General features: G+C 68.0%; 11 protein-coding genes and 1 tRNA gene. 7 read left to right on the top strand and 5 right to left on the bottom strand.

What is annotated here, in order from left to right; translation table 11 throughout:
• Nucleotides 1-486, top strand: a 486-nt coding sequence (locus KBZ33_RS05335; protein ID WP_254951383.1) for a transposase, incomplete at its 5' end; no start/stop codon positions are given.
• A gap of 175 nt (nt 487-661) precedes the next feature.
• On the opposite strand, the gene KBZ33_RS05340 is transcribed toward KBZ33_RS05335, so the two are convergent.
• Nucleotides 662-1,222 (bottom strand): hypothetical protein, encoded by a 561-nt coding sequence (locus KBZ33_RS05340; protein WP_254951381.1) that lies wholly within the window; start codon nt 1,220-1,222, stop codon nt 662-664.
• Nucleotides 1,223-1,289: 67 nt separating this feature from the next.
• Here KBZ33_RS05340 and KBZ33_RS05345 point away from each other — a divergent pair, with 67 nt between their 5' ends.
• Both KBZ33_RS05345 and KBZ33_RS05350 read left to right on the top strand, forming a co-directional pair.
• Nucleotides 1,290-2,297, top strand: coding sequence for a ribose-phosphate pyrophosphokinase (locus KBZ33_RS05345; RefSeq protein WP_254951379.1), 1,008 nt, complete (start codon nt 1,290-1,292; stop codon nt 2,295-2,297).
• Nucleotides 2,298-2,308: 11 nt separating this feature from the next.
• Nucleotides 2,309-3,601, top strand: a complete 1,293-nt coding sequence (locus KBZ33_RS05350; RefSeq protein ID WP_254951377.1) for a glycoside hydrolase family 10 protein — start codon at nt 2,309-2,311, stop codon at nt 3,599-3,601.
• Here KBZ33_RS05350 and pepN read toward each other — a convergent pair.
• The 3 genes from pepN to KBZ33_RS05365 form a co-directional block, all read right to left on the bottom strand.
• Nucleotides 3,598-6,324, bottom strand: coding sequence for an aminopeptidase N (gene pepN, locus KBZ33_RS05355; protein ID WP_254951375.1), 2,727 nt, complete (start codon nt 6,322-6,324; stop codon nt 3,598-3,600). The genes KBZ33_RS05350 and pepN overlap by 4 nt on opposite strands.
• A gap of 7 nt (nt 6,325-6,331) precedes the next feature.
• Entirely contained in the window at nt 6,332-6,748 is a 417-nt protein-coding gene (locus tag KBZ33_RS05360) for a cAMP phosphodiesterase (RefSeq protein ID WP_254951373.1), read from the bottom strand.
• A 113-nt stretch (nt 6,749-6,861) separates the two neighbouring features.
• Entirely contained in the window at nt 6,862-7,419 is a 558-nt protein-coding gene (locus tag KBZ33_RS05365) for a hypothetical protein (RefSeq protein WP_254951371.1), read from the bottom strand.
• 145 nt (nt 7,420-7,564) lie between these two features.
• Between KBZ33_RS05365 and KBZ33_RS05370 the strand changes: the two genes are divergently transcribed.
• Nucleotides 7,565-8,746, top strand: coding sequence for a histidine kinase (locus KBZ33_RS05370; RefSeq protein ID WP_254951369.1), 1,182 nt, complete (start codon nt 7,565-7,567; stop codon nt 8,744-8,746).
• Between the two features lie 64 nt (nt 8,747-8,810).
• Nucleotides 8,811-8,883 (top strand) — tRNA-Glu (locus KBZ33_RS05375).
• Between the two features lie 148 nt (nt 8,884-9,031).
• Here KBZ33_RS05375 and KBZ33_RS05380 read toward each other — a convergent pair.
• Nucleotides 9,032-9,550 (bottom strand): SRPBCC family protein, encoded by a 519-nt coding sequence (locus KBZ33_RS05380; protein WP_254951399.1) that lies wholly within the window; start codon nt 9,548-9,550, stop codon nt 9,032-9,034.
• 229 nt (nt 9,551-9,779) lie between these two features.
• Here KBZ33_RS05380 and petH point away from each other — a divergent pair, with 229 nt between their 5' ends.
• Together petH and zwf are read left to right on the top strand one after the other, a co-directional pair.
• On the top strand, nt 9,780-10,958 hold the full coding sequence (gene petH, locus KBZ33_RS05385; protein ID WP_254951398.1) for a ferredoxin--NADP reductase: 1,179 nt from the start codon (nt 9,780-9,782) through the stop codon (nt 10,956-10,958).
• A gap of 164 nt (nt 10,959-11,122) precedes the next feature.
• A complete protein-coding gene (gene zwf, locus KBZ33_RS05390) occupies nt 11,123-12,646 on the top strand; it encodes a glucose-6-phosphate dehydrogenase (RefSeq protein ID WP_254951368.1) in 1,524 nt (507 codons plus the stop codon).
• Nucleotides 12,647-12,655 lie beyond the last annotated feature (9 nt).

The raw sequence follows: 12,655 nt of genomic DNA on the forward strand, positions 1-12,655 counted from the left end.
AAAGCCCATCCAGCGCAGCTGAGCTACCGGGGCCATGTGCTGATGGACAACCGTCATGACCTGATCGTCGATTGCCGCGTCACACAAGCCACGGGCACCAGTGAGCGGGATGCCGCCAAGGAGATGGCAGCAGGCCTCGCCGGTGCCCATCAGAAAACGCTCGGTGCCGACAAGAACTACGACACCAAAGGTTTTGTCGCTGAGATGCGGCGGATCGGTGTCACGCCCCACGTGGCCCAGAACACCGCCCGCAGCGGCGGCTCAGCGATCGATGCCCGCACCACCCGCCATGTGGGCTACGCCAAGTCGATCAATGCCCGCCGGGGGATCGAAAAGGTGTTTGGTTGGATCAAGGCGTTCGGCGGACTGCGCCAGTTCAAACTGCGCGGCACCGAGAACGTCAGTGCTGTATTCGGCCTGCACGTGATCGCCTACAACCTGATCCGCCTGGGCAACTTGCTCAGGCCCACCATGGCGGCGGCATGAACCACCAGATGCCCAAAGGTGTGCGCAAACGGCAGCAGCCGGGCCACCAAAACAGTCCAAATGCTGCGAAATCGGGCTGTCTGAGCGCTTGAACTGAACCCATCTGACGAAATCACCGAGAAATCAGCTCGGAGATGGGAAAACACGACTGCTTAGACGGTTTTTCCGCAAACTCCTAAGCCGCCTGCAGCACCCGCCAGCGGCCCCGCAGCACCTGCTGCAGCGCCGCCATCGCAGCCCCGGCCGCCTCCCCTCGCTCTTCGTCGCTGTCCGGCAGCCAGCCCAGCCAGGGCAGGCCGTCGCGGCGGCGCTTCGCGGGCTGCCAGTCGCCGCCCACCTGCACCAGCCCGGCCAGGGGCACCCGCCAACGCTCAAGCAGGGCGGCGCCGGCCGCCGGCAGTCCCGTGGCCATCTGCTCGCCCCGCAGCACCAGCAGGCAGGGCTGGCGCCAGGCTCCGAGGGCCTCGGCCCAGCTGCCGCCCCGCGTCAGCGGCAGGCCGGGATCCAGGGGCAGGGCGGCCAGCCACGGGGCCGCCGCCGCCCCTGTCGCTTCCGCGCTCAGGGCCGCCAGGCCGGCATCGGGATCGCCGGCGTCGGCCAGCTCCCGCAGGGCCACACCTTCAGCGGCGGCCAGCCGCGCCGCCACCGCCGCCAGGCCCTCCAGCTCCCGCCGCAACCCCAGGCCCACCAGCAGCAGGCCATCGCGGCGCTGCGTTTCGGTCCCTGAAACCGTCATGGTTGTTTGCACTGTCCGGGCCGGCTCGCTTCTACCATCGTGCTGCGAAGCAACGCCGCCTGCGCCCTTGTCCACTTTCTCAACCGCTGAACGAGTGGAGCAGAGCGGGCAGCCGCCCCTCACCAGCCACGACCCTCGCCGGTTGAGGTTGTTTTGCGGCAACGCCAACCCCGACCTGGCGCGGGAAATCGGCGCCTATCTCGGTGTGCCCGACGGCCCGAGGGTGATCAAGCGCTTCGCCGATGGTGAGCTCTACATCCAGATTCAGGAGTCGATCCGCGGCTGCGATGTCTTCCTGGTCCAGCCCACCTGCGCTCCGGTGAACGATCACCTGATGGAGCTGCTGATCATGGTGGATGCCTGCCGGCGGGCCTCGGCGCGCCAGATCACGGCCGTCATTCCCTACTACGGCTATGCCCGGGCCGACCGCAAGACGGCCGGACGGGAATCGATCACGGCCAAGCTGGTCGCCAACCTGCTGGTCAAGTCCGGCGTCGAGCGGGTGCTGGCCATGGACCTGCACTCCTCCCAGATCCAGGGCTACTTCGACATCCCCTGCGACCACATCTACGGCTCGCCGGTCCTGGTTGACTACCTCTCCACCCGGGATCTGGGTGAGGTGGTGGTGGTCTCCCCCGACGTGGGCGGTGTGGCCCGGGCCCGGGCCTTCGCCAAGCAGATGAAGGATGCGCCCCTGGCGATCATCGACAAGCGGCGCTCCGGCCACAACGTGGCCGAAAGCCTCACTGTGATCGGCGATGTGGTCGGCAAGACGGCGATCCTGATCGACGACATGATCGACACTGGCGGCACCATTTTCCAGGGCGCCCAGCTGCTGCGGGCGCGGGGGGCGGCCCGGGTGCTGGCCTGCGCCACCCACGCCGTGTTCTCCCCGCCCGCCGTCCAGCGGCTCTCCACCCCGGGCCTGTTCGAGGAGGTGGTGGTGACCAACAGCATCCCCATGCCCCCCGACCTGCACTTCCCCCAGTTGCGGGTGCTCTCGATCGCCAACATGCTGGGGGAAACGATCTGGCGGATCCACCAGGAGAGCTCGGTCAGCTCGATGTTCCGCTGAGCGGCACCGCCATGATCGCTCCCGAACCACCCGTCCAGCGGCTGCCGCTCAAGCGTTTCGCCCATCTCAAGCGCCATCTGCCGGTGCCGCTCACCGTGCTCGTCACGGCCCTGCTGGCCCTGACGGTGGCAGCTCCCCGGCCGGCCGGCGCCCAGGGCCGCCTGCCAGCAGGCTTCGAGCGACGGGTGGGGGTCTGGCTCACCAACAGTCCCAGCCCCCTCTATTACGACGCCAACCGCATCGAGGCCGCCGTGGGCCAACTCGATGCCGCCGGCTTCAACACCCTTTATCCCAACGTCTGGAGCCGGGGGGCCACCTTCCACCGCAGCCGCTGGGCACCGCTGGAGCCGGCCCTGGCCCGCTCCAACCCCGGCCTCGACCCCATCTGCCGCTTCACCAAGGCGGCCCACCGCCGTGGCATGCAGGTGATCCCCTGGTTCGAGTACGGCCTGATGGAGCCGGCCGACGCCGAGGTGGTGCAGCGCCATCCCGAGTGGGTGCTGCGCCGCGCCGACGGCAGTGCGCTCTACGCCATGCACGGCGCCAACCTCAAGACCTCCCCGCTCAAGGACCTGCGGGTATGGCTGAATCCGGCCCACCCGGGGGTGCGTGCCCGCTTCATCGGCCTGATCAGCGAGATAGTCCAGCGCTGCGGGGTCGACGGCATCCAGCTCGATGACCACTTCGCCTGGCCGGTGGAACTGGGCTACGACCCCTACACCCGTGCCCTCTACCTGGCGGACACCGGCCGGGAGCCTCCCGCCAACTTCAACGATCGCTACTGGATGAAATGGCGCCGCCAGCGGCTCACCGCCCTGCTGCGGGAACTGCGCAGCACCATGCAGACCGTGGGCGGCCCGCGCCGCACGGTGATCAGCCTGTCGCCGGGCCCCTTCCGTTTCGCCTACAACCACTGGCTGCAGGACTGGGAGCTCTGGGCCCTGGGTGAACTGGTCGACGACCTGATCGTGCAGAACTACGCCTATTCGGTGAAGGGCTTCGAGCGCGATCTCGACCAGCCGGCCCTGGTCAAGGCCCGCCGCTGGGGCATGCCCGTGGAGATCGGCATCCTCTCCGGCTTCGGCGGCCGCACCCCCGAGATGGCCATCCTCGAGCAGAAGGTGCGCCTTGCCGCCGCCCGGGGACACGGGGTGATCTTCTTCTACTGGGAAGGGCTCTGGGGCCAGCACGCCGGGCCGGAGGGCGCGGCTTTCCGTCTGGCCGCCTTCCGCCGCCTCAACAAAGAAGTGTTCGGAACCGGGAGCGGTGCTGCCCCCAGGATCCAGCCTCCGCCACGCCCCTAGGTGCTCTGCACCGGTCCGCCCAGACACTGCCCCACCACTTCCCTGGTGTTGGTGGAGAGCTCCGCTGCCGCCAGCTGTTCGAGGGCTTCCTGCATCCGCTCCCGCCTTCCGGGGCCGTAGCTCTGCCAGCGGCTGAAGACCTTGGCCAGGCGCGAGGCCGTGATCGGATTGCGCTGGTCCAGGGCAGCGATCTGGTCGGCCATGAAGCGGTAGCCGCTGCCGTCGGCGGCATGGAACACCGGCGGATTGCCCGCCAGTCCCCCCAGCACCGCCCGCACCGAGTTGGGTGCCGCCGGATCGAAATGCGGATGGTCGAGCAGCCGCTGCACCCGCTCCAGACCATCGGCGAAGGGGGCTGAGGCCTCCAGGGCGAACCAGGAATCGAGGATCACTGGCTTCTGCTCCCAGCGGGCATAGAAGGCCTCCACCGCCTGCTGGCGGGCGGCGATCGGGTGATCCTGCAGCGCTCGCAGGCCAGCCCGGGCCAGGGTCATCGACGGGCCATCCACCGCCGCCCGTGCCGCGGCGATCACCAAAGTGTCGCCGGCGGCCGCGCGCCAGCTCCAGATCGAAGCCGTCAGCATCCGGTCGCCCACCCCCTCCGGCCAGGCCAGGGACCACTGGGCGCTGACCCGCTCCAGGGCCCGCTGCAGCGGTTCGGCCAGGGCCTCCCCGAAGCGGCAACGCAGGGCCTGCAGGGCAGCGAACAGGGCCGGTGGATCGGGTTGCGGGGCGGCATCCTCCAGTTCGGCCAGCCCCGGCAGGGCCAGGAGCACACTGCGGCTGGCCTCCGAGAGGGAGGGATCGGCCAGGATCCGCTCGAAGGCAGCGATCAGCGCCTCTTCCAGGACCACATCCACCCGGCCGGCGGCCCGGCGCAACACGGCCCGGCGCAGCAGCAGCTGGCCCGCGTCCCAGCGGGCGAAGGGGTCGCTGTCGGCGGCCAGCAGGTGCACCAGCTCACTGCAGGGCCGCCCCAGTTCCACCTTCACCGGCGCCGAGAACTGGCGCAGCAGGGACAGGGCCGGCGGCGGCGCCTGGGCCGGCAACCCTTCGAAGCGAAAGCACTGCTCCTCCTGATCGATCAGCAGCAGGCGGGTGCCCGCCCCCCAGCGCCGCGGCAGTAGCGGGGCGGCGCCATGGTCGGGGTCTTCGGCCACCAGCCGCATCGGCAGGGGCTGGCCGGCCTGGCTCACCAGTCCCACGGCCAGCGGGATCACCAGGGGCTGCTTGTGGGGTTGGCCAGGGGTGGCGGGGGTCGACTGGCGCACGTACAGCTCCAGGATCCCGGCCGCCTTGTTCCAGCGGCGCCGCAGCTGCAGCACGGGCGTGCCCGCCTGGTGGTACCAACGCCGGAACTGCATGAAATCGAAGGGTGGCAGGCGGCAGCTGTCGTCCACTTCGCCGGCCGCGTCCTGCATCGCCTGGACGAAGTCTTCGCAAGTGGCGGCGGTGCCGTCATGCCGCTCCACATACAACGCCATGCCCCGCTGGAAGGTTTCCTCCCCCAGCAGGGTGTGCAGCACCCGGATCACCTCCGAGCCCTTTTCGTAAATCGTGGTGGTATAGAAATTATCGATCGCCTGGTACTGATCCGGCTGGACCGGATGGGCCGTTGGCCCCGCATCTTCCCGGAACTGGGTGTTACGCAGCATCGCCACGTTCTCGATCCGGTTCAGGGCCTGGCCATGCAGATCGGCCGAGAAGCTCTGATCCCGGAAGACGGTGAGCCCCTCCTTCAGTGACAGCTGAAACCAGTCGCGGCAGGTGATGCGGTTGCCCGTCCAGTTATGGAAATACTCATGGGCGATCACACTTTCGATGCGCTCCAGCTCAGCATCGGTGGCCGTGGCAGCGTCCGCGAGCACCAGCTTGGAATTGAAGATGTTGAGGCTCTTGTTCTCCATGGCGCCCATGTTGAAGTGGCGCACGGCGACGATGTTGTACTCATTAAGGTCGTACTCCAGGCCATAGACACGCTCGTCCCATGCCATCGCCCGCTTCAGGGACGCCATGGCGTGGGCGGTGAAGGGGGCATCGCCCGGCTCCACATGCAGGCGCAACTGCACCGTCCGGCCGCTGGCGGTGACGAACTGATCGCGGATCTCCTCCAGCCGTCCCGCCACCAGGGCAAACAGATAGGAGGGCTTGGGGAACGGGTCGTCCCAGATGGCGTAGTGGCGGGCTTCCCCGTCGGGTCCGGGCGGCAGGGCGCCGGCCTCGACGCTGTTGCCGTTGGAGAGCAGCACCGGGGCGGTGTGGCGGTCGGCCTCGATCCGCACCCGGAAGCGGCTGAGCAGGTCGGGGCGATCCGGGTGATACGTGATGCGGCGGAAGCCCTCCGCCTCGCACTGGGTGGTGACCATCCCACCGCTCACGTACAGCCCTTCGAGGCTGGTGTTGGCCCGCGGATCGACCCATACCGTGCTGGCGATCACAAAGGGTCGCTGGGGCGGCTGCAGCACCAGCAGGCGGTCCCCCTCCAGCTGGATGGCCTCGGCGGGCAGGGGAACACCGTCGAGCTCCAGGGAGCGCAACTCCAGATCCACGCCCCGCAGCTCCAGCGGCGCGATGGTTCCCTCCAGCGCGTCGGCGCCAGCCCCGGGGAGGAACGCCAGTCGCGCCTCCACCAGCGCGTGGTCGGCGAACAGGCGCAGCGTCAGATCGGTGCGCTCGAGCCGGTAGGGCGCGGGCCGGTAGTCGGCGAGGTGCACGACAGCCATCAGTGACTCACTTGGGGGCTGGCTTGGCGGCGCCCTGCTGCTTGATGGCGTCCTGAACCTTCTTCATCACGTTGGCCGGGACCTCCTTGGGGCAGATCTCGGCCGCTCCGAGCACGGCCGAATTGATGGCACCGCGGCGCAATTCCTCGATGGAGAGGGCTTTGGTGCCCACCTGTTGGATCTCGCCCTTGTGCTGGCCGAGAATCAATTGGGCAATGGTTTCTCCGGCGATGCCCACCGATTTCTCGAAGTCGATACCGGCGGCGCGGGAGATGCAGACGTTGACGGCGCCGATGCGGGTGTAGAGACCCATCTCGGCGGCGGTGGCGGGTGCGGCATGGGCCGCCACGGGTGCCAGCAGCAACGGCATGGCCAGCAGGGGTGCTGCCAGCAGCGGCCGGGTGCGGCGAAGCAGGAGAGACAAAGGGGTAGAAATCCGTGAACCCCCATCGTGATGCATCGCAGCGGCTGCCACACCCGCCACAGAGACCGCTCCGCGAGGCGGCCCTGGCGCCAGGGCCAAGGCGCTGACAGCGCTTAACCGATCGGCTCTCCCGCGGGCTCCAGCCGGATCTCGTGGTGGAGCTCCACCAGTTCGAGACTGCCGTGGCGCCAGGTGTGGATCGAGCGGGAGCGGTAGTTGTCCTGGTCCACCAGGCGGATCTGCTCCAGCACCTCCCAGTCGTCGTAGTGGGACTGGAACGCCATGGTGTGCTCATCGATCTGGCGGATCTGGCTGACGGTGGGGGCCCCCGCCAGGTAGCCGCAGCTGCGCCGCAACTGGTGACCGCACAGCCAGGCCTCCATGGTGCCCTCGGGCCTGTAATCGGGTTTGCTCTCAAAGAAGGGCTGATGCCCCTCCGCCCACCAGCTGAACCGGTAGCCCTCCTCCCCGTCCACCAATTCGCCGTGGACCTCGATGCGGAGGTTCATGTCGACGCGCAGCACCGCATCTTCCTCGGTGAAGAAGTAGGTGCGGCGCGAGCGCCACAGGCCCAGGTTGCGGGCAAACCAACGCCTCAGGTTGCTGTCGAGGCGGATGCGGCTCTGGACGGGAGCTCCCCTGGAAAGACCTGGTTGGCTTGGTGCGGTCATGGCTGGCCCACCCCGGCGCAGTCTGGCGAACCCTGAAGTCCTAGCGAGGTTCACGGGGTTGTGCCCAGAACCCCATAAGGTTGAGTGCATCGCCGCATGCCTGCCGTTGCCGGTCCTGGGGGAGTCCGAGTTCCCGTCGTCGGCGGTGGCAACCGCCACCACAGAGTCCGGCGCTGCCAGTGCGGAGGCCCAGAAACCGCTGCAGCTGCTGCTGGTGGCGGCCCGCCACCACATGGCCTCGGCCGACCTGAGGTCCCTTCTCGGCTTCATGAGCTCCGAGGAGTGCACCTGCAAGGTGTCGCTGCAGGTGGCCGATCCCGCCGACCATCCCGAGCTGCTCGAACTGCACCGGCTGGTGGCCACCCCGGCCCTGATCAAGCTCGACCCCCTGCCGAAGCAGGTCTTCGCCGGCAACACCCTGGCGGTGCAGCTGCGCACCTGGCTGCCCCGCTGGCAGCAGATGGAGGTGGTGACCAGCCTGGGGCTCAGCCTGAGGCCGGCGGAGATCGACGGCAGCCGCAGCCAGCGGGAGGTGCAGCTTGAGGACCAGCTGCTGGTGCTGCGGCAGGAGAACGAAACCCTGATCGAGCGGCTCGGGGTCCAGGAACGGCTGCTGCGCATGGTGGCCCATGAGCTGCGTACCCCCCTCACCGCCGCCAAGCTGGCCCTGCAAAGCCACGCCCTGGGCCAGATCGACGAGAGCCGCTTCCGCGACGTGCTCAACCGCCGGCTCGACGACATCGAGGCCCTCTCCAGGGACCTGCTGGAGGTGGGCACCACCCGCTGGGAGGCCATGTTCAATCCCCAGCGCCTTGACCTGAGCCAGGTGGTGGCCGAAGCGATCCTGGAGCTGGAGAAGCTCTGGCTGGGTCGGGGGTTGCAGCTGGTCACCGACATCCCCTCCGACCTCCCCGATGTCCATGCCGACCAGCGGCGCATGCGCCAGGTGCTGCTCAACCTGTTGGAGAACGCCCTGAAGTTCACCCCCGATGGCGGCAAGGTGAGCCTCAGCCTCATGCACCGCACCAGCCAGTGGGTGCAGGTGAGCATCTGCGACAGCGGTCCGGGCATTCCCCGCCAGGAGCAGCACCGCATCTTCCAGGATCGGGTGCGGTTGCCCCAGACCTCCGGCACCACCTCCGGCTTCGGTGTTGGGCTGTCCGTGTGCCGCCGCATCGCCGAGGTGCACGGAGGCCGCATCTGGGTGGTGTCCGAACCCGGTGAGGGTGCCTGCTTCAACTTCACGGTGCCGGTCTGGACCGGCCAGAGCTCCCCCGAGCCGGAGCGCGCCGCCAGCCCACCGTCCGCCGCCAGCGGCCTTCCTTGACGAAGGGTCCCTCTGGCCCGTAGCGTCCATCACATCAGATCGGCGGCAAGCCGGCTGTGGCCTCGCCCCCATCGTCTAGAGGCCTAGGACACCTCCCTTTCACGGAGGCGACAGGGGTTCGAATCCCCTTGGGGGTATGCATCGGTTACGGGTCCGAGCTGATAAAGCTTTGGACCCCAGGGCTATCCGTTGCCCTGTGGGCAGAGACAAGAGCCCCATCGGCGGCTAAGCCCCCATGGCTGGCTCTCGGCCTGGATCCGCGAAGCCTTTGATCAGCGGAGGGCTTCAGTCCGCTTCGAAGCGCCGCTGCGCTTCCCGCTGCACGCCCCGGAGATTGCTGGCCAGATCCTCCTTGAGGCGCTGCTCGATCAGACCGATCGGCATGCCCGGTTTGCCCTGCACCGTGAGGTCGTAGAGGAGCCAGGTGCTGGTGTCGTCGACACCCACCTGCCAGAGGCCCTGGAAGCAGCGGAAATCGCCCTCCAGCATGCGGAAGGCGAGGCGGCCCTGGTCAGGCTCTTCATTGAGCTCCAGCTGCACGCGAGCACTGAAGCGCAGGCCGCAGAACTGCTGGGTGCCCACCTGCTCCAGGGCCACCTGGTTGCCGCGACGCCAGAGCTGGCGGGAACTGGCCAGGTTGGGGATGAACTGATCGAGGTGGTCGTAGTCGATGAGCACCGACCAGATCCACTCGGGAGCGAGGTTGAGGCGCAACTGCACCGCCAGACGGCGGGTGCCGTGGGGCAGCCGCTCCATCTCCTGCTGGATCGTGTCGAGGGCACAACAGGCCTCTCTGGCGACCATGGCCTCGGGGGACGGGAGGGTCACGGGGCTGGGAAAGAACGCCAGAAGCTGTGCCAAGACGGATCGGAGCTCGCTCGGGGCTTGGGGGAAGGTGGCAGCGGTCGGCACCGGGAATGGTGCGACGGAACACAAACTAGCCCGTGTTTCCGCTTTCCGGTCAAAGAAGGCACACCGATCGGTCTGAGGCGTGTTCTCTATGATCGGGCCGATTTTCGGCACCGTCGCCCGCATGCGCGTTTCCACCGGCAAGGCCACCCAGTCCGACGGCCGCATGTTCACGGTCGTCGTTGAAGGATTCGGCGTCGGTCTGCAGCGGCGGGCTGAACGCCGCCTCACCGTGCCGTTCGGCCAACTGCAGCGACTGATGCAGACCATCGCCCTTCAGGGTGGTCGGATCCGGGCCATCAGCGCAGAGGAGGTCCCGGTCGGGTCTGCCACTGAGGCCGCCGCCACTGAAGCCCCCGCCGAAGCCCCGGCCGCCACCCCCACCCCCACCCCCGCCAAGAAAGCCCCCGTGAGCCACGCCGACGTCCCGGTCAACCTCTACAAGCCGAAGGACCCCTTCATCGGCACGGTCATCGACAACTACAGCCTCCTGACGGAGGGGGCCATCGGCCGTGTGAACCACATCACCTTCGACCTCTCCGAAGGCAACCTGCACTACGTCGAAGGCCAGAGCATCGGCATCATTCCCGATGGCGAGGACGCCAACGGCAAGCCCCACAAGCTGCGCCTCTATTCGATCGCCAGCACCCGCCATGGCGACAACTGCGAGGGCGGCACGGTCTCCCTCTGCGTCCGCCAGCTCCAGTACGAGAAGGACGGCAGCACCATCAACGGCGTCTGCTCCACTTTCCTGTGCGACATCGAACCGGGGGCCAAGGTGAAGATCACCGGCCCGGTGGGCAAGGAGATGCTCCTTCCCGCCGATGAGGATGCCAACGTGATCATGCTGGCCACCGGTACGGGGATCGCACCGATGCGGGCCTACCTGCGCCGCATGTTCGAGCCGAGCGAGCGCGCCAAGAACCCCGCGTATCAGTTCCGTGGCAAGGCCTGGCTGATCATGGGCGTGCCCAAGACCCCCAACCTGCTCTACGAAGACGACCTGCAGCGCTACCTGGCCGAATTCCCGGAGAATTTCCGCTACACCAAGGCGATCAGCCGCGAGGAGCAGAATCCCAGCGGCGGGCGCATGTACATCCAGGACCGGGTCACCGAGCATGCCGATGAGATCTTCTCCCTGATCGAAGATCCCAAGACCCACGTCTACATGTGTGGTCTGCGCGGCATGGAGCCCGGCATCGACGAGGCCATGACCGCCGCTGCCGCCGCCAAGGACCTCAACTGGAGCGAACTGCGGCCCCAGCTCAAGAAGGCCGACCGCTGGCACGTGGAGACCTACTGACCCCAGCGGCCCACCAGACCCACCAACCGCTCCAAGGCCCGCTTCCGGCGGGCTTTTTCCATGGCCGACGATCCGAGAATGCACACACCGGCAGGCTCCCTGCGGCGGCGATGCAGCGGGATGCCGGAGCAGCCGTTAAACCAGGGTGACCGGACGACCTCCCCATGACCGCCATCCTCACCAATCCCCTGCGGGTGGGTCTGCGCCAGGAGCGGGTGATCTCGCCCCAGTGCATCGTCATCTTCGGGGCCAGCGGGGATCTCACCCACCGCAAGCTGATCCCGGCCCTGTTCGAGCTGTTCCGCCAGCGCCGCTTGCCCAGCGAATTCGCCGTGCTCGGCTGCGCCCGGCGGCCCTGGAGCGATGAGGAGTTCCGGGAAAAGATGGGCGCCGCGCTGGCCGAGGAGATCGCCTTGCACCGCAGCGCCTGGGAGCAGTTCGCCCAGGGCCTCTTCTACGAGCCGGTGGATCTGCAGCAGCCCGACCACCTGGTGCGCCTCGGCCAGCGGCTGGAAGGCATCGACCGGTTGCGGGCCACCCGCGGCAACCGCACCTTCTACCTCTCGGTGTCGCCGGAGTTCTACGGCAGCGGCTGCCGTGCGCTGGCCGGGGCGGGCCTGCTGGCCGATCCCGAGCGCAGCCGGGTGGTGATCGAGAAGCCCTTCGGCCGTGATTACGCCAGCGCCCAGGCCCTCAACAAGGTGGTGCAAGCCTGCGCCAAGGAAAGCCAGGTGTTCCGCATCGACCATTACCTGGGCAAGGAAACGGTCCAGAACATCCTGGTGTTGCGCTTTGCCAACACGATCTTCGAGCCGATCTGGAACCGCAACTACATCTCCAGCGTCCAGATCACGGCGGCCGAAACCGTGGGGGTGGAGGAACGGGCCGGCTACTACGAATCCTCCGGCGCCCTGCGGGACATGGTGCAGAACCACCTCACCCAGATCCTGGCCCTCACCGCCATGGAGGCCCCCGGCCGCTTCGATCCGGAGGCGATCCGCAACGAGAAGGCCAAGGTGCTGCAGTCGGCCCGCCTGGCCAATGAGGAAGAGGCCTGGAAGTGCTGTGTGCGGGGCCAGTACGCCGCCGGCGGCAGCCTGGCCAAGCCCCTGCCCGGCTACCGCCAGGAGCCCGGGGTTAACCCCAACAGCACCACCGAGACCTACGTGGCCATGAAGGTGGCCATCAACAACTGGCGCTGGCAGGGCGTGCCCTTCTATCTGCGCACTGGTAAGCGGTTGCCCAAGCGCCTCAGCGAAGTGGTGCTCACCTTCCGCGAGGCCCCGGTGCATCTCTTCGACGCCGCCGGTGGCGCTCCCACCCCCAACCAGCTGATCCTGCGCATCCAGCCCGATGAGGGCGCCGAGTTCAAGTTCGAGGTCAAGGCCCCCGGCTCCGGGATGCGCAGTCGGCCCGTCGACATGGCCTTCAGCTACGACGAATCCTTCGGGGAACCCTCCGATGAGGGCTACGTCCGGTTGCTCGCCGACGCCATGCTGGGGGATCCCACCCTGTTCACCCGCAGCGACGAGGTGGAAGCGGCCTGGCGGCTCTACACGCCGCTGCTGGCCCTGATCGAGGAATCCCCCTGGCAGCTGCCGGTGCACCCCTACGAAGCCCGCACCTGGGGTCCGGCCGCCGCCGATGGCCTCCTGGCCGATGACGGCCTGATCTGGCGCCGCCCCTGACGAACGGCC

Origin of the sequence: Cyanobium sp. Cruz-8D1 (assembly GCF_024345975.1) — a bacterium.
Classification (GTDB): domain Bacteria; phylum Cyanobacteriota; class Cyanobacteriia; order PCC-6307; family Cyanobiaceae; genus Cyanobium.

Excerpts from the sequence above, each read along its gene's own strand:
- KBZ33_RS05340 (WP_254951381.1), bottom strand. The coding sequence starts at position 1,222 with ATGACGGTTTCAGGGACCGAAACGCAGCGCCGCGATGGCCTGCTGCTG.
- KBZ33_RS05350 (WP_254951377.1), top strand. The coding sequence starts at position 2,309 with ATGATCGCTCCCGAACCACCCGTCCAGCGGCTGCCGCTCAAGCGTTTC.
- pepN (WP_254951375.1), bottom strand. The coding sequence starts at position 6,324 with ATGGCTGTCGTGCACCTCGCCGACTACCGGCCCGCGCCCTACCGGCTC.
- KBZ33_RS05365 (WP_254951371.1), bottom strand. The coding sequence starts at position 7,419 with ATGACCGCACCAAGCCAACCAGGTCTTTCCAGGGGAGCTCCCGTCCAG.
- KBZ33_RS05380 (WP_254951399.1), bottom strand. The coding sequence starts at position 9,550 with ATGGTCGCCAGAGAGGCCTGTTGTGCCCTCGACACGATCCAGCAGGAG.
- petH (WP_254951398.1), top strand. The coding sequence starts at position 9,780 with ATGCGCGTTTCCACCGGCAAGGCCACCCAGTCCGACGGCCGCATGTTC.
- zwf (WP_254951368.1), top strand. The coding sequence starts at position 11,123 with ATGACCGCCATCCTCACCAATCCCCTGCGGGTGGGTCTGCGCCAGGAG.